The organism is Rhodococcus sp. UNC23MFCrub1.1 (genome assembly GCF_000686025.1).
GTDB lineage: Bacteria > Actinomycetota > Actinomycetes > Mycobacteriales > Mycobacteriaceae > Rhodococcoides.
In genome coordinates, this window is sequence record NZ_JMLQ01000005.1 from 212,685 (window position 1) to 232,576 (window position 19,892).

The following is a 19,892-nucleotide window of genomic DNA, read 5'->3' on the forward strand; positions in this document are numbered from 1 at the left end:
AATGGTGGTCAGGCAAATCGGACGTGCACAGGACGATATTCGCGGTTCTAGTCTCAGCGCTAGAGATCGAGAGAGAGCCCGATGGAACGGTGATCGGGTGCAGTCCGACACACATCCGTGCACTCGGTCGACTGCCGGATCTACGGTCGAGGGGAACGAAGGAGTTCACATGGCTCACAGCATCGTCACCGTCACAGGCGCGGCCGGCAGCATCGGCTACGCGGCACTGTTCCGCATCGCATCGGGTGCGATGCTCGGTCCGGACACGTCCGTCACGTTGCGGCTTCTCGAGATCCCGCCGGCACTGCGCGCAGCCGAGGGCACGGCCATGGAACTGCACGACAGTGCGTTCCCCCTGCTGCGGTCGGTGGAGATCCACGACGATCCGGTCGACGCCTTCGACGGCGCGAACGTCGCGCTGCTGATCGGGGCTCGCCCTCGTACCGCGGGGATGGAGCGCGCCGACCTGCTCGAGGCCAACGGGTCGATCTTCGGGCCGCAGGGCGCCGCTCTCGAGGCGGGCGCCGCGTCCGACATCCGGGTGGTCGTCGTGGGCAATCCCGCCAACACCAACGCGGCCATCGCCGCGGCGCACGCACCCAGCATCCCCGCAGACAGGTTCACCGCGCTGACCCGGCTCGATCACAACCGCGCCGTCGCGCAACTGTCCGCTCGTGCGGACGTCCCGGTGGGTGAGATCTCGCGGGTCAGCATCTGGGGCAACCATTCCGCCACTCAGTACCCGGACATCTTCCACGCGCGAGTCGGTGACCGGTCGGGCGCCGAGTTCGCCGCGGACACCACCTGGCTCGAGGACGTCTTCGTGCCGACGGTGGCGCGCCGCGGTACCGCGATCATCGAGGCGCGCGGTGCGTCGTCCGCTGCCTCCGCGGCGAACGCCACCATCGATCATGTGCGCGACTGGGTCCTGGGCACTCCCGCCGACGACTGGACATCCGTCGCACTCCCGTCGACGGGTGCGTACGGCGTGCCCGAGGGACTGGTGTCCTCGTTCCCCGTGCGGTCCTCCGGCGGCGCCTGGCAGATCGTGGAGGGCCTCGAGATCGGCGAGTTCTCCCGGCGCCGTATCGACGCATCCGTCGCGGAACTGCAGGCCGAGCGCGAGGCTGTCACGAGACTCGGGATGCTGCCGAACTGACTCGACCGTCCATGTCCCGCCGTCGAGGCTGTCGTGGCCACACCGTGTAGGTGATCGCGGCGACGACGTCGACGGCGAGCACGACGAGGGGCACGGGCATGAAGGCCGTCAGCGCCTCGGTTCGCTCGGGAGACCCGACCAGCGCGACGAGGCCGGCGAGCAGCCCGACGGTGACGGCCACGGCGATCAGGGTTCTGACCACGTCCGCCCAGCACGCTCTCGCATAGGCAGCGCCGTGGAGACGAACCGGCGCGGGCCCGCCGCGGAAGTGGTGGGCCACTCGCACGTCTGCCCAGCGAATCATGCGGTGTCCGTACGCGATCGAGAAGCCGATGTAGGCAGCGGCCAGCGCGTGATGCCACGTGGCGGTACTGCCCGACCGCAGGTCGATGACGGTGGCGCAGAGCAGGACGAGATCGACGACCGGGGCGCAGGCCAGAACCACGGCACCGGCACGAGGTCGCCGTGCGCCGTACCGGAGCGTGAGGCCGGCGGCGATGGCCACCCAGAATCCGATCTCGCACGCGACGATGACTGCCAGAACCATGAGCGCTCCTTGTTGGTACGATCGTGTTCACAACAAAGTAGCACAACTGTGTACATTCAGGGAGTGCCGAAACTGATCGATCACGACCAGCGGCGACGCGACGTCGCCGACGCCGCCTGGCGCATCATCGGTCGAGACGGCCTGCTCGATCTGTCGGTGCGCAACGTGGCCGAGGAGGCCGGGCTGGCGACGGCCTCCCTCCGTCGCTCCTTTCCCACTCAGGACGACCTGCGAGCGTTCTGCCTCGAACACGCAGCCGAACGCGTCGTCGAACGCCTGGAGCGCATCGACCCGCAGCTGTCACCCCGCGAGTACTGCGAGGCGAGCCTGCGAGAGTTGTTGCCGCTCACCGACGAGAGTCGCCTCGAGATGGAGGTGCAGATGTCGCTGGGCGCTCTCGCCTTCACGAACGCCGCGATGCGCGTCGCCTACGACCGGGCGCACCAGTACCTGGCCGCGGGGTGCAGGCGACTGGTGAACCTACTCGCCGAGAACGACACCGACTACGCGTCACTGTCCGACCGGGTACCCGACGAGGCGCGTCGACTTCATGCATTCCTGGACGGACTCGCGCTGCACCTGGTCCACGCGCCACACGACGAGAACCGCGCGTGGGCCGAGGCGGAGCTGGCGGCACATCTCGACTCGCTGCGAGGGCCGTAGGGTCTACAGCCATGCCCGACACCTGCCCGTGCGGCACTCCCCTACCGATGTCCGAGTGCTGTGGACCCTTGCTCGAGGGACGGATCGGTGCGCCGACCGCCGAGCGGCTCATGCGCTCGCGGTACACCGCCTTCACGGTGCTCGACGCCGAGTATCTGCTGCGCACATGGCATCCCGATACTCGACCGTCGGCGCTCGACCTCGACGACCGCCGCCGGTGGACCGGGCTCGAGATCCTGGGCACCACCGGAGGCGGCATGCTGCACACCACGGGTACGGTCGAGTTCGTGGCTCACTTCCGTGACGCGGGTGCCCGGCGACCGGGTTCGCAGCGGGAGAACAGCACGTTCTCCCGCTGCGATGGAGCCTGGGTCTACGTCGACGCGGTCTGACGCCGCGACTCGATGCCGTCGACGAACTCGGACGTGATGCGCGCGATGTCCCACGGATGCGACAGCGGCGACCAGTGTCCTGCATCGAGATCGGTTCGCGACAGGTCGGCCACCCAGCGCGGCGTGTCCTCGTAGTGGAACGGACGCACCGCGGCGTCACGGGTGTTGACGATCAGATGCACGGGCACGGTGACGTAGCGACGCCGCGGAGAGGTGAAGCGCGGCAGAAGATTTGCTCGATAGATGCGCAGGCCGTTCCACGCGTCGTCGAGAAGTGTCGGTGACTCCTCCACCATCGCGGCGGGGACGTCGGAGAACTCGCCGATGAACTGGGTCCAGCCCTTGCGCTTCATGCGGTACATCCGCACCCGAGCCAACGGCGGGACGTGGAAGGTGACCGTGTACCAGGACGCTCGCGTCTGGGCGAACACCTGTGCCAGGTTGCGCGGTGTGGGCCTACGGAGTCGCGAGCGGGCCCACAGTGCGAGGTGGTCGAGGTTGGGTCCCGACACGGACGTGTAGGACGAGATGCGGAGCGGCGCATCGGCTTCGGCGACGAGCTCCCAGGCCTCCACCGCGCCCCAGTCGTGACCGAGCACGTGGACCGGGGCGTCGGGACTGACCGCGTCGATCACCGCTCGCAGATCGGAGGCCATCGCGTCGAGTCGGTACCCGCGGGTCCGTGCGGGGACCGTGGAGTCACCGGCGCCGCGTGAGTCGTAGGTGACGACGCGGTAGCGGTCGGCGAGAAGTCCGACGACGTGGTTCCAGAGGGCGTGATTGTCCGGCCACCCGTGCACCAGCACGAGAGTGGGGCCCTCGGACACGCCGGCGGTGTACACGGCGAGATCGACGTCACCGTTCCGCACGGTGGAACGCTCGGACTCGAACGGGCGGGTGACGGTCATGGACGCTCCGGAATCGGTGGACGTGGAGTGTGCGGGGGACATCAGACGTCGAGCGTGAGGTGGTCGGAGTCTGCCCGAGACACGCACGGCAGCATGTGTTCCTGCTGCTCGGTGGGACTCAGTCGAGTCTCGCGGTGCTCGGGCGTCCCCGCGAGAACACGCACCTTGCAGGTGCCGCAGAAGCCTTGGCGACAGGAGTACGCGACTGTCGGGTCCTCGTCCACGATGACGGACAGTGCAGACCTGTCGGCGGGAACTGTCAGCGTGCGCCCGCTTCTCGCGAGAGTGACCGTGAACGGCCGACCGCCCACCACGGGTGGGGCCCCGAAACGTTCGAAGTGCAGAGCAGACGCGCCGCAGCCCGCGAACGACGTGCGCACGGTGTTCAGCATCGGCGTCGGTCCGCAGCAGTACACCGCGCCGCCACGGGCGGCCGGACCCAGAAGGTCCGTGGCAGTGGGCAGTCCGTCCTCGACGTCGGTGCGGACGGCGACACGCGGCGAATTCCAGCTCTCGATCTCGTCGAGAAAGGGCATGCTCTCGCGGGAGCGTCCGCAGTAGACGAAGGTCCAGTCCAGGCCGAGATCGCGAGCGGCGCGGACCATCGGCAGGATCGGGGTGATGCCGATGCCGCCGGCGACGAAGTGCACCGAGCGTTCCTGCGCGAACAGGAAGGCGTTGCGGGGGCCGCGCACCGTCACCGTGTCGCCGGGGCGCAGGGCGTGCATCCGCTCCGAGACGGTGCCGATGCGTCGGACGGCGATGCGGTACCGCGTCGTGTCGGCGGGGTCGCCGCACAGCGAGTACTGCCGCCGGAGCGGTCCCGACGTCGCGTCACCCTCCAGGTGCACGTCGATGTGGCAGCCCGGCTGCCAGGCCGGCAGGGACGATCCGCCCGCGTCGACGAGATCGATCTGCGCGACATCGCCGTCGCTGGTCACCGGCGTGACACTCGCGACCGTCAGTGTGGCCGCGGTGTCCGGGGGACGCAGGGCCACCCGAGGGTCGTAGGGGACACGCGACATCGCACCGAGGTAGTTGCCGACGACCAGGCCGATCAGGCCGAGGGCCCGGTCGCCCCGAGGTCGTCCGCGGAGGTCGCGTGGTGCGTCGATCATCGCGACGCTGCCCGCGCGGCGGGCGAGGAGGCCAGATAGGCGACGGCCTGCGCCGTCGAGCCCTCCTGGCTGGGGTGGTAGCTGCGACGGAAGTAGCGCGAGAGCCGCAGGCCGAGATCGACAGGCCCCGGCACGGTGCCCTTCTTCGCCGCGCGGCGCCAGGCGAGTGGCGTGGGACGGCGCCGGGACGCCGGTCCGTCGGCGAGAAGCGGATCGTTTTGCATGAGGAAGCGGGTTCCGCGGATCCACAGGTAGACCAGCAGCGGTGCCGCGAGTGCCTGGGTGCGAAGGCGTCGGACCTCGCGGCGATCGAAGTAGCGCATCGTCTCGTAGGCGACAGAGCGGTGCTCGACCTCCTCGGACCCGTGCCATCGCAGCAGGTCGAGCATGGTCGGGTGGATGTTGGCGCGGTCGAGCCCCTCGGCGTTCAGAACCCAGTCGCCGAGAAACGCGGTGATGTGCTCGATGGCCGCGATGATCGCCAGGCGCTCGACGAGGTAGTTCTTCTCGCGGCTGCTGGTGATGGGTCGAGGGCCGATGACCTTGCCGAAGACCCAGTTCATTTGGTCGGTGAACGGCGTCGGATCGAGTCCGCTGCGCTGCAGGTGCTCGAGGACACCGGAGTGCGCCGACGAGTGCATGGCCTCCTGGCCGATGAACCCGATGACGTCCTCGCGGAGCTTCTCGTCCTCGATGAACGGGAGCGCCTGGCGGAACGTCTCGACGAACCATTCCTCCCCGGCGGGGAGGAGCAGGTGCAGCACGTTGAGCGCGTGTGTGGAGAACGGCTCACCCGGGATCCAGTGCATCGGCAGGTCGTCCCAGTCGAAGTGCACGTCGCGCGCCTGCAACACGAGATTGTCGGCATCGGCGGTCATGTCGGGTCCTTCCGGTGTGGCTTCGTTCACACAAATCTTAGTATGACAACTGGTAACAGTAAAGCACCTCGGGTAAGCGAGAACACATGTGACGTGACGCGAACGACCTTGCCGAGGTCACACGCTGCGCGGACGCTGGACAGAAGGTCGGACACGCAGGACACCCGCCGCCGTCACGGCGTACGGGGTCCGTGACGCAGGCAGGACACGAGACGATGGCGGACAATTCCAAGAGGGCGGAGCGCGGGACCGACGACACTCGGCGGCCCGTGGCGCGCACACCGCGCAATCCGCTCGTTCGAGGCGTCGACCGCGCGGAGGCTCGACTGCACCGTCTTCTCGTGACGCTGTTCCTGCTCGCCGTCCCGTTCGTCGCCGTGATGGGCGTCAGCCTCTACCACGATCAGCAGACCATGGCGGCCGACGCCGTGACGTCGTCCTCGTCGGTGCTCGCCACGACCACCGCGGACGCCGTGGCGCCGGTGGCGTCGGACGAATTCGCGGCGGTCACTCCCACCGTGTTGGCTCCCGCGACCTGGTCCTCCGACGGCGTGAAGCACGTCGGGTCGGTTCCTGTTGCGGCGCAGAGTCCGTCGGGTACCGAGGTGACCATCACCGTCGACGCGGACGGTCGTCGCATCGCACCCCCGCCCACCGGGGTCGACGTCGTGGTGGTCAGCATCTTCGGCGCTGCAGCACTTCTCGCGCTCGTGGCGATCGTGCTCGTGATCGTGCGCAGCGTCTTCGCCCGCGTCTACGACCGTCGTCGGGACCGGGAGTGGGACGACGCGATCGCGCGATTCCTGTCCTGACGGACGTGTGCAGACGGCTGTCGCTACCTCGTCAGAGCGTCGTGAATCGCGACGCCGAGTTCTGCTCTCGGTGAGTCCGGGAACGTGTGATGGGTGGCGCCGTCGAGGATTCGGGTACTGATCGACGGCCAGTTCTTCTGGATGCGATCTCGCACCGCAGCACTGTCGTGAATCCGGCTGGACCCGGCGAGAACGACCGTCGTGGTCGCCTGGAGCGAGTGCAGCGCCGAAGAACTCGGCCGCCTCGGAACGATGGGTCGACGACGAGGGTGATGGGCTGTTCCGAGTTCGGACAGTCGGGACAGGTCGGCGTCGAGAACTGCGTCGCCCGTCTCCCACGCCGTGAATCGTCTCTGTCGCTCTTCCGACGGTCGCAGCAGGAGCGGTAACGCATGAGCCAGGTAGGCGGCGCGCATGCCGGCGAAGCACGAATTCGGATCGAGCAGGACGAGGCGGTCGACGTCGGCCGGCCGACGGAGAGCGAACGCCAGAGCGATCATCGCGCCGTACGAGTGAGCGAGAATCGACGGTCGCCGCAGTGCCGACCCGGCGAACACATCGTCCAACCACAGCATGAGGTCGTCGACGTTCCTCGCGGGTTCACCCGCCGGAACCGATCGCCCCACGTCACCGAGAATGTCCACCGCGACCACTCGGTGGCGACGACTCAGTTCGGTCGCCTGGCCGGTCCAGGCCATCGAGGTCGCCCCGGATCCGGGGAGCAGTACGACAGGGCGACCGTCGGTGGGACCGGCCGAGGTGACATGGGTGTCGCCGAATCGTGTCGGCACCATCGTCGTGGTCGTTTCCGCCGGCCACGTCCCGAGTACGCGGTCGTAGGCCGCAGCGAACTCCCGCCCCTCGGGCGATCGATGGAACGTCTGCATCGCGTCTGTCATGCGGCACCCCCGTTGTCTCGATGGTCGAGTAATACGATAGGTGACATACTGATGCCGTGGACGAAGTCGATGCAACCCCTTCGGTGGACACGGACGTCATGGACCTGGTGCACGGCCTGCGTGCGCTCGTCGTCGAGCTCGATCTGCTGGGTGCGGGATTCGCCGAGAAGCACCGCATGCACAGCACCGACGTGCGGGCATTGATCGTTCTTCTCGATGCTGCTCGTGCCGGTCGAACGGCTACTCCGTCCTGGCTGCGGACGCAGCTGGGAATCACCTCGGCGACCGCGACGGCACTCGTCGACAGGCTCGAACTCGCCGGCCACGTCGAACGGCAGTCGGTCGTCGGTGACCGCCGCAAGGTGGCCCTGAGGGTCACCGACAAGGCACAGCGACTGGGCACAGAGTTCTTCGGCCCGCTGATCCTCAGGGCGGCCACGCAACTCTCCGAGTTGTCGGACGACGACCGAGCAACCATCCGTCGGTATCAGTCCGCGATGCTGGCCGCCATCAGATCGACTGCGCCGGGCTCGTGAGAGCCGTGTGATCGCCGACTACTGGTTCTGCATCCGATTAGCCGCAGCGACAAGGGCTTTGGCGGTCGACTCTGTCGGATCCGAGCCCGTCCCCATGGCCCACGCGGTGCGGTGATCCTGCTGTCCGCGGATGTAGGTGACGTATCCCGTCTCGGTGATCTGCTGGTGGAACGACAAGATCTCGAGGTTGACGCCGGCGTCGTAGAGCATCGACGTCATGGCCTCGGCGGGCCCGTGGCAGACGATCGACGAACTGCGGATGGTGTCGCCGATGGCGAGGGTGGCCGTGAACTCGAACCTGCCCGCACCCTTCGGCGCGCACTCTGCGGAACCGAGCCGGATGGGGCCCGAGGTGGGCGAGTAGGTGTGGACGAACTCCGCGAAGGACATGCCGTCAGCCTCCGCGCGCAACCCGTGCGGCAGAGCCGACGAGGCGTGAATGGCAGCGGAACTGTGTGAGAAGTGTTCGGTGAGGGAATGTGCGCTGGTGCTCATGTCGCTGGGGTCTTTCCGGTGAGAGGAAGGACCGACGGGCGCTCGTTCGACCCGCAGCGGGGGGTCGGTCCGAGATCAGACCCCGCTGCGGTGAACTACGAGAAAGCGCGACATGGCCCCAGAGTAGCTGCGTCGCGGCGTCACAGGCAAGGGTCCGGTTCTCGATTGCTCTCTGTTCGGTTCTAGGACACGCGCTAGAGAAGGGCAGAGAACGCTACCGACGTTGCTACCGTCACGCCATGGACCCCGTTCGCAATCCGTACGCACCCGGCGCCGGCCAGCGGCCACCCGAGCTCGCCGGCAGGTCCAAGCAACTCGACGCGTTCGACGTGGTGCTCGAGCGCATCGCGCGCGGTCGGCCCGAACGCAGTGTCGTGCTCACCGGGTTGCGCGGCGTCGGCAAGACGGTGCTGCTGAACCACCTGCGATCAGCGGCGATCTCGCGGAAGTGGGGAACCGGGAAGATCGAGGCCCGCCCCGACCAGGACCTGCGGCGACCGCTGTCGTCGGCGCTGCACATGGCAGTGCGGGAGATCGCGGTGGCGCATCGCGATCCCGAACGCGTGGACCAGTTCCTCGGTGTGCTGAAGTCCTTCGCTCTTCGTGCGTCCGCAGACAAGGGCATGCGGGACAAGTGGCAGCCCGGCATCGACGCGCCCGCTCTCAAGGGGCGCGCGGACACCGGTGACATCGAGATCGATCTGGTCGAACTGCTGCTCGACGCCGCGTCGCTGGCTCGGGACGTCGGCGTCGGTATCGCCATCTTCATCGACGAGATGCAGGATCTCGCGGCGGAGGACATCTCCGCGATCTGCGGCGCGTGCCACGAACTGAGCCAGGACGCGGCGCCGCTGATCGTCGTCGGCGCCGGTCTTCCCCACCTGCCTGCGGTGCTGTCCGCGTCGAAGAGCTACTCCGAGCGACTGTTCAGCTACCACCGCATCGACCGCCTGGACCGCGCTTCGGCGGACCGCGCCCTCATCGCACCGGCCGAGCGGGAGGACGTCGAGTACACGAGCGAGGCACTCGACGCGCTGTACGAGGCCGCGGACGGGTACCCCTACTTCGTTCAGGCGTACGGCAAGGCGACGTGGGATCTGGCCGCGGACAGCCCGATCACGGTCCACGACGTGCGGGTCGCAGCACCGACGGCCGAGGACGAGCTGGCCGTCGGGTTCTTCGGATCCCGTTACGAGAGAGCAACTCCCGCCGAACGCGAGTACATGCGAGCGATGGCCGACCTGTCCGGCGACGACGGTCCCGTCTCCACGTCGAAGATCGCCGTGGAACTCGGCCGGAAACCGGCGTCGCTGTCCCCCGCACGCGACGGGTTGATCAAGAAGGGACTGATCTACTCCGCCGAGCGCGGGTCGATCGGCTTCACCGTCCCCCACTTCGGGCGGTACCTGAGGGCGCAGGCCGACTAGCGCCGACCTGCACGCTTTCGGTGTGTCGACACCCCTTGCAGCAGGCCGCTCGGGGTGTGGGTGGCTGGAAAGTGTGCGCCGGCTACTCGGCTGCGGGAACCCGCAGGATGAGGGCGTCGCCCTGTCCACCGCCACCACACAGTGCTGCGGCGCCGACTCCGCCGCCGCGTCGCTGCAGCTCCAGTGCGAGGTGCAGGGCGATGCGGGCGCCGGACGCGCCGAGGGGGTGACCGATGGCGATGGCGCCGCCGTTGACGTTGACCTTCTCGGGGTCGATGCCCAGTTCGCGGGTGGAGACGATGCCGACGGCGGCGAACGCCTCGTTGATCTCGACGAGGTCGAGGTCGGTCGGGGCGATGCCCTCCTTGGCGCAGGCGGTGGTGATGGCGTTGGCGGGCTGGGACTGCAGCGAGGAGTCGGGTCCGGCGACGACGCCGTGGGCACCGATCTCGGCGAGCCACGTCAGTCCCAGTTCCTCGGCCTTGGCGCGGCTCATGACGACGACGGCGGCGGCGCCGTCGGAGATCTGCGACGCGGAGCCGGCGGTGATGGTGCCGTTCTTGTCGAACGACGGGCGGAGCTTGGCGAGGCTCTCGCTGGTGGTGTCGGCGCGGATGCCCTCGTCGCTGGTGACGACGACGGGATCACCCTTGCGCTGCGGAATGCTGACGGGAACGACCTCGTCGTCGAAGACGCCGTTCTTCCAGGCTGCGGCGGCGCGCTGGTGCGACGCGGCGGCGAAGGCGTCCTGCTCCTCGCGGGTGACGAAGCGGGTGTCGGCGTTGCGGTCCTCGGTGAGGGCGCCCATGGCCTGGTCGGTGAAGATGTCGTACAGGCCGTCGTAGGCCATGTGGTCCTTCATCGTGACGTCGCCGTACTTGAATCCGCTGCGGCTCTTCTCGAGCATGTGCGGGGCGAGGGACATCGATTCCTGGCCGCCGGCGACGACGATGTCGAACTCTCCGGCGCGGATCATCTGGTCGGCGAGGGCGATGGCGTCGACACCGGACAGACACACCTTGTTGATGGTCAGGGCAGGAACGCTGAGGGGGATGCCGCCGGCGTGGGCGGCCTGGCGTGCGGGAATCTGGCCTGCGCCGGCCGTGAGGACCTGGCCCATGATGACGTACTGGACCTGGTCACCGCTGATCCCGGCCTTCTCCAGGGCGCCGGCGATGGCGACGCCGCCGAGGTCCGAGCCGGAGAGGGTCGACAGCGATCCGAGCAGACGGCCGATGGGAGTGCGGGCACCGGCCACGATGACGGACGTGGTGCCGGAAGGTGCGGTCATGCTGTTTCCTCACTGGTGGGGGCAGATGTGATGGTGGATGCGGCGGGGTCGATCCCCAGAGCGGTCAGAGCCATGGTGGACAAACGGTGTCGGAGCAGCGACGCGGGCACGCGGCCCATCGACTGCGGAGTGGAGTTGAGCAGACCGAACGCCGCGTGAGCCTGGACGCGAGCGTCGTCCTCGGAGCAGTCCGAGTCCAGTTCCCGCAGGGTGCGGACCCAGATCTCGACGTAGCGGCGCTGCAGCGAGCGCACCGAACGCTGGGCGTCGGTCGGCAGGTTCGCGAGATCGCGGAACTGGATCTCGATGAGGCGCGGCGAGGTCATGGCGAAGTCGAGGTGGAACGCGACCAGTTCGTGCAGCGTCGGCAGCGGTGCCGACCGTCGCGCCAGGACCTCTTCCCCACCGGCGTGGAGGTACTCGGAGATTCCCACCAGCAGTTCGACGAGGACGGCTTCCTTGTTCGGAAAGTGGCGATATACGGCGGGACCGCTGATCCCCACCGCGGCGCCGAGGTCCTCGAGTCGTAGACCGTGGTACCCGCGCTCCGCGACGAGGACGGCGGCCGCGTCGACCAGTGCGCTGCGGCGCTCGGCCTTCATCCGTGAACGTTCGGTGGACGCGGAGCCCGCCGCGATACGGTTCACCACCCGGGCCTCCCACCTGTCGTCGGTCGCGAGCAGCCAGTTTACCGTATTCGGTTAGTGACCATTCACTTGGTGACCGCGCTCTCTTCGCGGGATTTCCGCGATGCGCGCCGGTCGGCGGCGGTACATTCATTCCGTCCATGTCGGTCGGGGTCACGAGAGAGGCAGCATGGTCTCGATGTCCTCGCCGACCCGTTTTCTCGTGGTCGGTGCGCTCGCGATAGCCGTGTACGCGACGCTTCCGCCCGGCGTGGTGTCCAGCGTGCTGTACTGCGTCATCGCCGTGGGTGCGGTGGCGTCCATTCCTGTCGGCATCCGCGCACACCGCAAGGTGAGCACCCATTCGTGGTGGATCGTCGCGACGGCGCTGTCGTTCTGGGTCGCCGGCGACATCGCGATCGCGGTGATGGAGAACTCGGGCGGCGGCGTACCTCTCCCGTCGGTGGCGGACGCCGCCTACGTCCTGGGGTACCTCCTCATCGTCGTGGCCCTGCTGTCGGTCCGCAGTTCGGGGACCCCGATGCTGAGTCCGGCGGACGGACTCGAAGCCGCGATCATGACCGCGGGGGTGGGTCTCGCGTCCTGGGTCGTGGTGTCCGGTCCCCGAGGCGAGCGCGTGCCCGACGCCGGAACGTGGCTCGGCATCTTCTACACCGAGATCGACGTCTTCCTGCTGGTACTGCTGGTCTTCGTCGTGTTGAAGCGACGCGCGGGCTCCACCACCCACTGGCTGCTGGGTGCGGCCACGGCACTGATGGTGGTCGCCGACTACACCTCGTACGTGGTGGTCGCGGACGGTCCCGCCGAGAGCACGATCCTCAACGTCTGCTGGCTCGCGTCCTACGTGCTCTTCGGTGCGGCGGCGTTGCGACACGACGAGCGTCCGCGTGTCAGCACCATCAGTCGTGCGCAGACGGGGATGGCTCGACTGGTCCTGCTGACCTCGGCCGTGGCGATGACGCCGGTCGTCATGAGCATCGAACTGATGCGCGGCACTCCGGTCACTCGCTGGGGGCCCGCGGTGGTGATCGCCGCCTCGATCATCGTCGTCCTCGGCGCCGTGCGGATGACCTCGTTCCTGACACTGCTGCAACGACAGTCGCGGGCACTGCGCCTTGCGGCCGACACCGATTCCGTCACGGGACTGGCGAACCGCGGCCGGCTCGGGCGTCGGCTGCACGAGATCCTCGGTCCGAAGGGCCGCGACGGAGTGGCCCTGGTGCTGGTGGATCTCAACCGGTTCTCCGACATCAACCAGACCTTCGGCTACGCGGTGGGAGATCAGGTGCTCACCGAGATCGGTCGCCGACTCGTCGACACGGTGGACTCGTCGGCGACGGTGGGACGTCTCGGGGGTGACGAGTTCGCCCTCGTCCTGCCGGGCCCCGTCGACAGGCACGACGCCGTGGCGGTCGCGATCGCTGCGCAACGCGCGGTCGGGGCCCCGCTCGAGGTGCGGGACATGAAGCTGACGCTGGAAAGCAGTGTGGCCGTGGCACTGTCGACCGACACGCCGCACCCACGATCCGAGGAGCTGGTGCAGCGGGCGTACGCCGCCGTGGTGGCCGCGAAGTCCCGGCAACCGCGACTGGCCGTCTACGACCACACGATGGACATCGACAGGATCGATCAGCTCCGCAGGATGGGCGAGTTGGAGGACGCCATCACGGGAGGTGAGCTCGAGGTGTTCTTCCAGCCCCGCCTCGACCTGCGCACCGGAGCCGTGTCGGGAATGGAAGCCCTTCTGCGGTGGCGACACCCGCGCGAGGGGCTGCTGCTGCCGGCCGCGTTCCTGCCGAGTGCGGAGCAGACCGGCATGCTCCCGGCCGTCACCTCGTTCGTCATCGACACGGCGATGGCCGCGTGCCGACGCTGGCGGCTGGCGGGACTGGACATCGACGTGGCCGTCAATCTCTCCGTCCGGGATCTCGTGGACTCCTCCCTGGCGTCCCGAGTGCGAACGGCTCTGGACGACCACGGCCTTCCCGGGCACGCCGTCGTCTTCGAGGTCACCGAGTCGTCCGCGATGACCGATCCCGAACGATCCATCGACACGCTCGAAGCGCTTCGCGCGCAGGGAGTCTCACTCTCCATCGACGACTTCGGCACGGGGTACAGCTCCTTGACGTACCTGGCGTCGCTTCCGGTGCAGCAGCTGAAGATGGACCGGTCCTTCGTCACCTCGCTCGCGTCGGACTCCGCCAACCTCGCGATCGTCCGATCCACCATCGCTCTCGCGCACAGCATGGGTCTGCACATCGTGGCCGAGGGCGTCGAGGACGAACACACCCTCGACGTGCTGCGCGGACTCGGATGCGACGCGGTGCAGGGCTTCCACATCGCGCGGCCGGTTCCCGCGGGCGACGTCGTGCGCACGGTGAAGGCCGTGAACTCTGCAGTGGGCGCCGCTCGTACTGCTGTGTGACCCAGCGCACCGGCGACGGCGGGTTCTTTGTAACCTGAGGCCCGAGTCGACTCGCACCACCCCTCGACCGTCGACCGGCGAAAGGACAGTCCGTGCGCGCAGTGCAGGTGACCACCCTCGAAGGCCCCGAAGCCCTCACCCTCACCGATCTCGACGAGCCCACCGGCGACGGCGTGGTGATCGACGTGCGTGCGGCCGGCGTGGCCTTCCCCGACGCACTGCTCAGTCGTGGGCTCTACCAGTACAAGCCGGACCTGCCGTTCGTGCCCGGAAGCGAGGTCGCCGGTGTCGTGCGGTCCGCGCCCGAGGGCTCGGGATTCGCGCCCGGTGACCGAGTGGCGGCGCTGACCGGATTCGGCGGCGGTATGGCCGAGGTGGCGGTGGCGACCCCCGACCTCGTCTTCGCGCTGCCCGACGCCGTCTCGTTCGAGGCCGGTGCGGGACTGCTCTTCAACGATCTGACGGTGCACTTCGCCCTCCGCGAGCGCGGACGTCTGGCCGAGGGCGAGACCGTCCTGGTCCACGGCGCCGGTGGCGGCATCGGGACATCGACGCTGCGACTCGCCCCGGTACTGGGAGCGTCACGCACCATCGCGGTGGTGAGCAGCGAGGCCAAGGCCGAGGTCGCTCGCGCCGCGGGCGCCACCGATGTGGTGATGCTGCAGGGCCCGAACGGCGAGGGCTGGAAGGACACGGTCAAGGAACTCACCGGTGGCCGCGGAGTCGACATCGTCATCGACCCCGTCGGTGGGGATCGCTTCACCGACAGCATCCGATCGCTGGCGCCTGCGGGTCGACTCGTGGTCATCGGCTTCACCGGTGGCGACATCCCGACGGTCAAGGTCAACCGACTGCTGCTGAGCAACGTCGAGGTCGTCGGCGCCGGATGGGGTGCGTGGTGGATGAGCCGGCCCGGTTACACGACGACGCAGTGGGCCGAGCTCGAGCCGCTGTTCGCCTCGGGCGCGCTGGTGGCGCCGGAGCCGGTGGTGTACCCACTCGACAAGGCCGGCGAGGCCATCGCATCTCTCGAGAACCGGACCGCCACAGGCAAAGTCGTGGTGACGCTGCAGTGAGTGATGCCTATCGGGACGGTCTCGCGGTCCGCCGCGAGGTGATGGGCGATACCTTCGTCGCGGCCGCCCTCGAGAACAGCACGGGCACCGACTCGGAAGCGTTGCAACGCCACGTCACCGAGCACGTGTGGGACGCCGTGTGGAACAGGCCGGGCCTCGACCGACGGAGTCGGAGCCTGCTGAACATCGGCATGCTGATCGCCCTCCGGGCCGAGCAGGAGCTCGGCGGGCACATCCGGGGCGCACTCACCAACGGTCTGACCCGCGAGGAGATCGTGGAGTCCGTGGTCCACGCCAGTGGCTACTGCGGCGCGCCGGCGGCGCTCGCAGCGATGCGGGTGGTGCAGCGAGTACTCGACGAGGAGCTGGGTCCGCTCGAGTAAGGTCGGGACATGCGTATCGGTGCACACGTCCGCAACTCGGAGAACCCGCTCGGCGAGGCCGAGGATCTCGACGTCGACCTGGTGCAACTGTTTCTCACGGACCCGCAGAAGTGGAACAAGCCCGTTGTCGGTTCGGGGTTGGAGGCGGTCCGGGACAGTGCGGTCGACATCGTCGTCCACTCGTCCTACGTCATCAACGTCGCGAGCCTGAACAACCGCATCCGCATCCCGTCCCGCAAGGCCGTCGCGCAGCAGGCCGACGTGGCCGCAGAGATCGGTGCCCTCGGGTTGGTGGTCCACGGTGGACACGTTCGCGACGGGGAGGATCCCGCCGAGGGAGTGGCCAACTGGCGCAAGCTGTTCGAACGGCAGGCCGAGTCCGGTGGATTCGCGGTTCCGATCTGGATCGAGAACACCGCCGGCGGCGACTTCGCGATGGCGCGGCGCTTCGACGCCATCGCTCGCCTCTGGGACGCCGTCGGGGAGTTCGGAGCAGGGTTCTGCCTCGACACGTGCCACGCCTGGGCCGGCGGTGAGGACCTCGTGGACGCCGTGGAGCGCGTCAAGGCGATCACCGGACGCATCGACCTGGTGCACCTGAACAACTCTCGTGACGAGTTCGATTCGGCTCGCGACCGTCACGCCAATCTCGAGAGCGGCGAGATCGAGGCCGAGGTGCTGGCCGCCGTCGCCGCCGCGGCGGACGCTCCGGTGATGCTGGAGACGCCCGCCGACGGCATGAAGGACGACGTCGCGTACCTCCGCTCGCTCTGAGTCAGACCGCGTCGGCGGGTACCGGCTTCTCGGACCGGACGCTCGCGAGAGCGAGCAGCGCGATGGTCGCGCCACCGGTCATCGCGATGGCCATGGCCGGGCCGTCGTTGCCGAGGACGCCCACCAGGGGCGCGATGAGCGCACCGATGCCGAACTGCGCGGCACCCAGCAGAGCGGCGGCGGTGCCGGCGGCCTCACCGTGGCGTGACAGGGCGAGCGCCGGGGAGTTGGGCATGACGAATCCTGCCGACGCCAGCACGAACAGCACGGGCACCATGAATCCGACGATGCCGCCGAATCCGGTGGTCGTGGTGATGATGAGGGCGGCGCCGGACGCGGCCATCGCGACCAGTGCCACGGTGACGATCCGCTGCGGGGTGAAGCGCTGCAGCGCCAGGACGTTGAGTTGCGACGCGCTGATCAGTGCGACGGCGCCGATGCCGAACACCAGGGCGAACTGCTGCTCGCCGAGTCCGTAGCCGTCCTGCAGCACGAACGAGCTGCCGGAGATGTAGGCGAACAGCGCGGACATACCGAGGCCGGCCACGAGAACGAGAACCACGAACCGTCGGTCGCCGAGCAACGATCCGTAGGTGCGCAGGACGGGCAGGAACTCGTTGGGTCGACGACGCTCCTCGGGGAGCGTCTCCTTCAGCAGGAACATCGCCACGAGCATGAGGGCGGCACCCACGACCGCGAGCCCGGCGAACACGCCGCGCCACGACCCGTGGATGAGGACGAGGCTGCCGAGGCTGGGTGCCACGATCGGCGCGACGCCCATGACCAGGACCAGACGCGACATCACGGTGGCGGCGGCCCTGCCGTCGAACAGGTCGCGGACGATGGCGATCGCGATGACCATGGCGGCGGCGGCACCGAAGCCCTGCAGGGCTCGGGTCACACCCAGGACGCCGACGGTCGGAGCGATCATGCACAGGAGCGACGCGACGATGTGGATCATCGTTCCGGCGATGAGGGGCCGTCGACGTCCCAGGGAGTCCGAGAGCGGCCCGATCACCAGCTGTCCCACGGCCAGTCCGATGAGGGTGCCGGTGAGGGTGAACTGCACCGCGGCATCCGTGGACCCGAGGTCCTCGGTGATCGCGGGCAGCGCCGGGAGGTAGACGTCGATCGTGAGCGGCCCCAGCGCGACGAGGGCGCCGAGAACCAGGATGGTGCGAAGCCTGGAGGGTGCGGCCGGCTGGTCGGAGGTACCGACTGCCGTGCCGGGAGTCGCCGAGGTGGTGCGGGAGTCTGTCGTCACCCGGGGTGCAGCACCGTGCGGCCGCGATGTGTTCCCGATCCGTGTGACGGTCAGGTGAACTGTCGGCGATGCGTGAGGTGCGGGACTGTCGGAAGCGGGGACTCCCCGCGGTCCAGCGCAGCCACCAGAAGGTCGGCCCACCGCATCAGGCCCGCGATGTCGATGTCGTGGGGTGCGTCGGCGTACGTCCCGATGCGATCACGTCCCTGCGTCAACAGCGAGGTGGCTCCCACGCTATTCCCCCGCAGCAGGTGGGTGAGACCGACGGCGAGCTGGGCCAGGCCCTGCCACAGTGCACGTTCCCCTGGCGTACTGATCTTCCACGTGCCTTCGAGGATCTCGTGCGCGTGGAAGGGCATGCCGTCGTCGAGGAGTTGCTGGGCACGGACCAGGGACTCGACCGGCGGGAGCTGGACGTCGTCCGGAATGCGCTCGACGCCCTCGGCTCCGCGGGGCAGGGGACGTCCGAGCCCGTCGCGGGGCCGGCCGTTCTGCGGCCGGCCCTCGGGGTTGCGCTCTCGTCTCGGCGTGACCACCGAGACGACGCTACTCGCCGACCTTGTCCGACAATGCGGTCAGACGGTCGAGCTCGTCGGCGGTCAGCGACAACGTCGGGGCGTCCGTCAGGGACGCGAGCTGTTCGAGACGGCTCGCGCTGGCGATGGGTGCCACGATGCCGTTGCGGGAGAGCAGCCACGCCAGTGCCACGGTGGGGATCGCGGAGCCGTGTGCGTCCGCGATGTCGGCGAGCGCCCCGACGACCTCGAGGCCGGCGTCACTGAAGTAGCCGGACGTCATCGCTGCACGGGGTGTGCCCTCGATGTCCTCGCGCGTGCGGTACTTGCCCGTCAGGAAGCCCGAGGCGAGCGCGAAGTACGGGAAGACGCCCAACTGATTCTTCTCGGCGACCTCCATCAGCTCCGGCTCGTAGCTGCGGCGATGCACCAGGTTGTAGTGCGGCTGCAGCGCCACGGGTGCGTCGAACCCCTCGCGCTGTGCGATGTCGATCCACTGCCGCGCGCGCTCCGCCGTGTAGTTGGAGATGCCGACATACCGCACCTTGCCGGCCTTCACGAGTGCGTCGAAGGCGGCCACCGTCTCCTCGAGCGGGGTGTCCGCGTCATCGAAGTGTGCGTAGTAGAGGTCGATGCGATCGGTCTGCAGGCGCTGCAACGACGCGTCGGCCGCAGCAGCGACCGTGCCCGCGGCCAGACCCTTGAACTGGGGGTGCTGGCTCACCTTGGTGGCCAGGACGACGTCGTCGCGCCGGCCCGTCGAGGTGAACCAGTTCCCGATCACCGTCTCCGACTCGCCGCCCGAGTTACCGGGGGCGAAGGCGGAGTACGAGTCCGCGGTGTCGATCAGCGAACCACCGGCTCCGAGGAAGGCCTCGATGATGCGGTGCGAGTCCGGCTCGTCGCTCGTCCATCCGAAGGTGTTGGCACCGAGTGCGAGCGGGAAGACGTCCAGGTCCGAGGTTCCGATACGAGTCATGTTCGGTGCAACACCTGTGAGCCGTCGCTATTTCCGCCCGGCACCGGGTGAGAGGCGTCCGTCAGGACAGCGCCGCCGTGCTGACGCCGATGCCGCCCGTGGTGTCGGCGCCGTAACGAGCGATCTCCGCGTCGAGGTCCAGCGGAGCGATGCTGGAACGACCGTGGAGGACGGCGTCGTCGATGCGGTCCGCGGGCACTAGCCAGGCGATCTCGAACTCGATGCCGTCGGGATCCTGGCCGTAGAGACTCTTGGACGTCGAGTGATCGGATGCGCCGACCAGTGCGCCCGCGGTGGCCAGCTTCTCCCGCAGGTCGACGAGATCGGACAGCGTCTGCACCTCCCAGGCCAGGTGGTAGAGCCCGACGGTGCTGCGGCCGGCCGGGGACGCGCCCGCTCCGTCGCCGACGGAGAACAGGCCGAGGTCGTGGTCGTTCGTGCTGTCCGGCGCCTGCACGAACACGGCGCGATCGCCCATGGACATGACGACGCGGAAACCGAGCACGTCCGAGTAGAAGCGTGCGCTGCGCTGGGCGTCGCGCACGTAGAGCACGGCGTGGTTCAGACGGGAGATGGCCATGAGAGGTCCCTTCGGATCGAGGCGTTGTCGTTAGCTTGAAGCTTCAACTTCAACTGTACCCCGGTTGTTCCCGCAGCCGCGTGGACACAGCCTGCGTGAACCGAACACCCGCTCCTGCGTGCGG

22 protein-coding genes are annotated in these 19,892 nt (G+C 68.5%); 10 read left to right on the top strand and 12 right to left on the bottom strand.

Annotated elements, in window-relative coordinates; genetic code table 11:
- Positions 1-169: 169 nt before the first annotated feature.
- On the top strand, positions 170-1,159 hold the full coding sequence (locus BR07_RS0114475; protein ID WP_027506060.1) for a malate dehydrogenase: 990 nt from the start codon (positions 170-172) through the stop codon (positions 1,157-1,159).
- On the opposite strand, the gene BR07_RS0114480 is transcribed toward BR07_RS0114475, so the two are convergent.
- Positions 1,131-1,706 carry a hypothetical protein gene (locus tag BR07_RS0114480; RefSeq protein WP_027506061.1) on the bottom strand — a complete coding sequence of 192 codons (576 nt, stop codon included), beginning with the start codon at positions 1,704-1,706 and terminating at the stop codon, positions 1,131-1,133. The two genes, BR07_RS0114475 and BR07_RS0114480, sit on opposite strands and share 29 nt — an antisense overlap.
- A 63-nt stretch (positions 1,707-1,769) precedes the next feature.
- On the opposite strand from BR07_RS0114480, the gene BR07_RS0114485 reads away from it, so the two are divergent.
- Positions 1,770-2,369, top strand: a complete 600-nt coding sequence (locus BR07_RS0114485) for a TetR/AcrR family transcriptional regulator (protein ID WP_027506062.1) — start codon at positions 1,770-1,772, stop codon at positions 2,367-2,369.
- Positions 2,370-2,380: 11 nt separating this feature from the next.
- Entirely contained in the window at positions 2,381-2,761 is a 381-nt protein-coding gene (locus tag BR07_RS0114490) for a YchJ family protein (protein ID WP_027506063.1), read from the top strand.
- On the opposite strand, the gene BR07_RS0114495 is transcribed toward BR07_RS0114490, so the two are convergent.
- The 3 genes from BR07_RS0114495 to BR07_RS0114505 are packed head-to-tail and all read right to left on the bottom strand — an operon-like array spanning position 2,743 to position 5,665.
- The gene (locus tag BR07_RS0114495; RefSeq protein ID WP_027506064.1) at positions 2,743-3,669 is read right to left on the bottom strand and encodes an alpha/beta fold hydrolase; all 927 of its coding nucleotides are present in this window, start codon (positions 3,667-3,669) and stop codon (positions 2,743-2,745) included. The two genes, BR07_RS0114490 and BR07_RS0114495, sit on opposite strands and share 19 nt — an antisense overlap.
- A gap of 41 nt (positions 3,670-3,710) precedes the next feature.
- Entirely contained in the window at positions 3,711-4,787 is a 1,077-nt protein-coding gene (locus tag BR07_RS0114500) for a PDR/VanB family oxidoreductase (protein WP_027506065.1), read from the bottom strand.
- The gene (locus BR07_RS0114505; RefSeq protein ID WP_027506066.1) at positions 4,784-5,665 is read right to left on the bottom strand and encodes a metal-dependent hydrolase; all 882 of its coding nucleotides are present in this window, start codon (positions 5,663-5,665) and stop codon (positions 4,784-4,786) included. Before BR07_RS0114505 ends, BR07_RS0114500 begins: the two co-directional genes overlap by 4 nt.
- 215 nt (positions 5,666-5,880) lie before the next feature.
- Between BR07_RS0114505 and BR07_RS0114510 the strand changes: the two genes are divergently transcribed.
- On the top strand, positions 5,881-6,477 hold the full coding sequence (locus BR07_RS0114510) for an Rv1733c family protein (protein WP_027506067.1): 597 nt from the start codon (positions 5,881-5,883) through the stop codon (positions 6,475-6,477).
- Between the two features lie 23 nt (positions 6,478-6,500).
- On the opposite strand, the gene BR07_RS0114515 is transcribed toward BR07_RS0114510, so the two are convergent.
- Positions 6,501-7,376, bottom strand: a complete 876-nt coding sequence (locus BR07_RS0114515; protein WP_027506068.1) for an alpha/beta fold hydrolase — start codon at positions 7,374-7,376, stop codon at positions 6,501-6,503.
- A 56-nt stretch (positions 7,377-7,432) separates the two neighbouring features.
- Between BR07_RS0114515 and BR07_RS0114520 the strand changes: the two genes are divergently transcribed.
- Positions 7,433-7,912 carry a MarR family winged helix-turn-helix transcriptional regulator gene (locus tag BR07_RS0114520; protein WP_231476362.1) on the top strand — a complete coding sequence of 160 codons (480 nt, stop codon included), beginning with the start codon at positions 7,433-7,435 and terminating at the stop codon, positions 7,910-7,912.
- Positions 7,913-7,930: 18 nt separating this feature from the next.
- Here the strand turns inward: BR07_RS0114520 and BR07_RS0114525 are convergent, their stop codons facing one another.
- A complete protein-coding gene (locus BR07_RS0114525) occupies positions 7,931-8,407 on the bottom strand; it encodes an alpha-isopropylmalate synthase regulatory domain-containing protein (protein ID WP_027506070.1) in 477 nt (158 codons plus the stop codon).
- Between the two features lie 239 nt (positions 8,408-8,646).
- On the opposite strand from BR07_RS0114525, the gene BR07_RS0114530 reads away from it, so the two are divergent.
- Positions 8,647-9,834, top strand: a complete 1,188-nt coding sequence (locus tag BR07_RS0114530) for an AAA family ATPase (protein ID WP_027506071.1) — start codon at positions 8,647-8,649, stop codon at positions 9,832-9,834.
- Positions 9,835-9,916: 82 nt separating this feature from the next.
- Here BR07_RS0114530 and BR07_RS0114535 read toward each other — a convergent pair whose 3' ends face one another.
- Entirely contained in the window at positions 9,917-11,125 is a 1,209-nt protein-coding gene (locus tag BR07_RS0114535) for an acetyl-CoA C-acetyltransferase (RefSeq protein WP_027506072.1), read from the bottom strand.
- Positions 11,122-11,727, bottom strand: a complete 606-nt coding sequence (locus BR07_RS24695; RefSeq protein ID WP_051613430.1) for a TetR/AcrR family transcriptional regulator — start codon at positions 11,725-11,727, stop codon at positions 11,122-11,124. Before BR07_RS24695 ends, BR07_RS0114535 begins: the two co-directional genes overlap by 4 nt.
- 223 nt (positions 11,728-11,950) lie before the next feature.
- Between BR07_RS24695 and BR07_RS0114545 the strand changes: the two genes are divergently transcribed.
- The 4 genes from BR07_RS0114545 (at position 11,951) to BR07_RS0114560 (ending at position 16,430) form a co-directional block, all read left to right on the top strand.
- Positions 11,951-14,197 (top strand): putative bifunctional diguanylate cyclase/phosphodiesterase, encoded by a 2,247-nt coding sequence (locus tag BR07_RS0114545; protein ID WP_197027808.1) that lies wholly within the window; start codon positions 11,951-11,953, stop codon positions 14,195-14,197.
- 92 nt (positions 14,198-14,289) lie between these two features.
- Positions 14,290-15,273, top strand: a complete 984-nt coding sequence (locus tag BR07_RS0114550) for an NADPH:quinone oxidoreductase family protein (protein ID WP_027506074.1) — start codon at positions 14,290-14,292, stop codon at positions 15,271-15,273.
- A 41-nt stretch (positions 15,274-15,314) separates the two neighbouring features.
- Positions 15,315-15,656: a carboxymuconolactone decarboxylase family protein gene (locus tag BR07_RS0114555; protein ID WP_051613431.1), complete on the top strand. Its 342-nt coding sequence runs from the start codon at positions 15,315-15,317 to the stop codon at positions 15,654-15,656.
- Positions 15,657-15,665: 9 nt separating this feature from the next.
- The gene (locus tag BR07_RS0114560; RefSeq protein WP_027506076.1) at positions 15,666-16,430 is read left to right on the top strand and encodes a deoxyribonuclease IV; all 765 of its coding nucleotides are present in this window, start codon (positions 15,666-15,668) and stop codon (positions 16,428-16,430) included.
- A gap of 1 nt (position 16,431) precedes the next feature.
- On the opposite strand, the gene BR07_RS24700 is transcribed toward BR07_RS0114560, so the two are convergent.
- The 4 genes from BR07_RS24700 to BR07_RS0114580 all read right to left on the bottom strand — a co-directional run bounded on the left by BR07_RS24700 (position 16,432) and on the right by BR07_RS0114580 (position 19,768).
- Entirely contained in the window at positions 16,432-17,694 is a 1,263-nt protein-coding gene (locus BR07_RS24700) for a multidrug effflux MFS transporter (protein WP_037185969.1), read from the bottom strand.
- A gap of 50 nt (positions 17,695-17,744) precedes the next feature.
- The gene (locus tag BR07_RS0114570; protein ID WP_027506077.1) at positions 17,745-18,230 is read right to left on the bottom strand and encodes a DUF309 domain-containing protein; all 486 of its coding nucleotides are present in this window, start codon (positions 18,228-18,230) and stop codon (positions 17,745-17,747) included.
- A 10-nt stretch (positions 18,231-18,240) separates the two neighbouring features.
- Positions 18,241-19,188, bottom strand: coding sequence for an aldo/keto reductase (locus BR07_RS0114575; RefSeq protein WP_027506078.1), 948 nt, complete (start codon positions 19,186-19,188; stop codon positions 18,241-18,243).
- A 61-nt stretch (positions 19,189-19,249) separates the two neighbouring features.
- Entirely contained in the window at positions 19,250-19,768 is a 519-nt protein-coding gene (locus BR07_RS0114580) for a VOC family protein (protein WP_027506079.1), read from the bottom strand.
- Positions 19,769-19,892 lie beyond the last annotated feature (124 nt).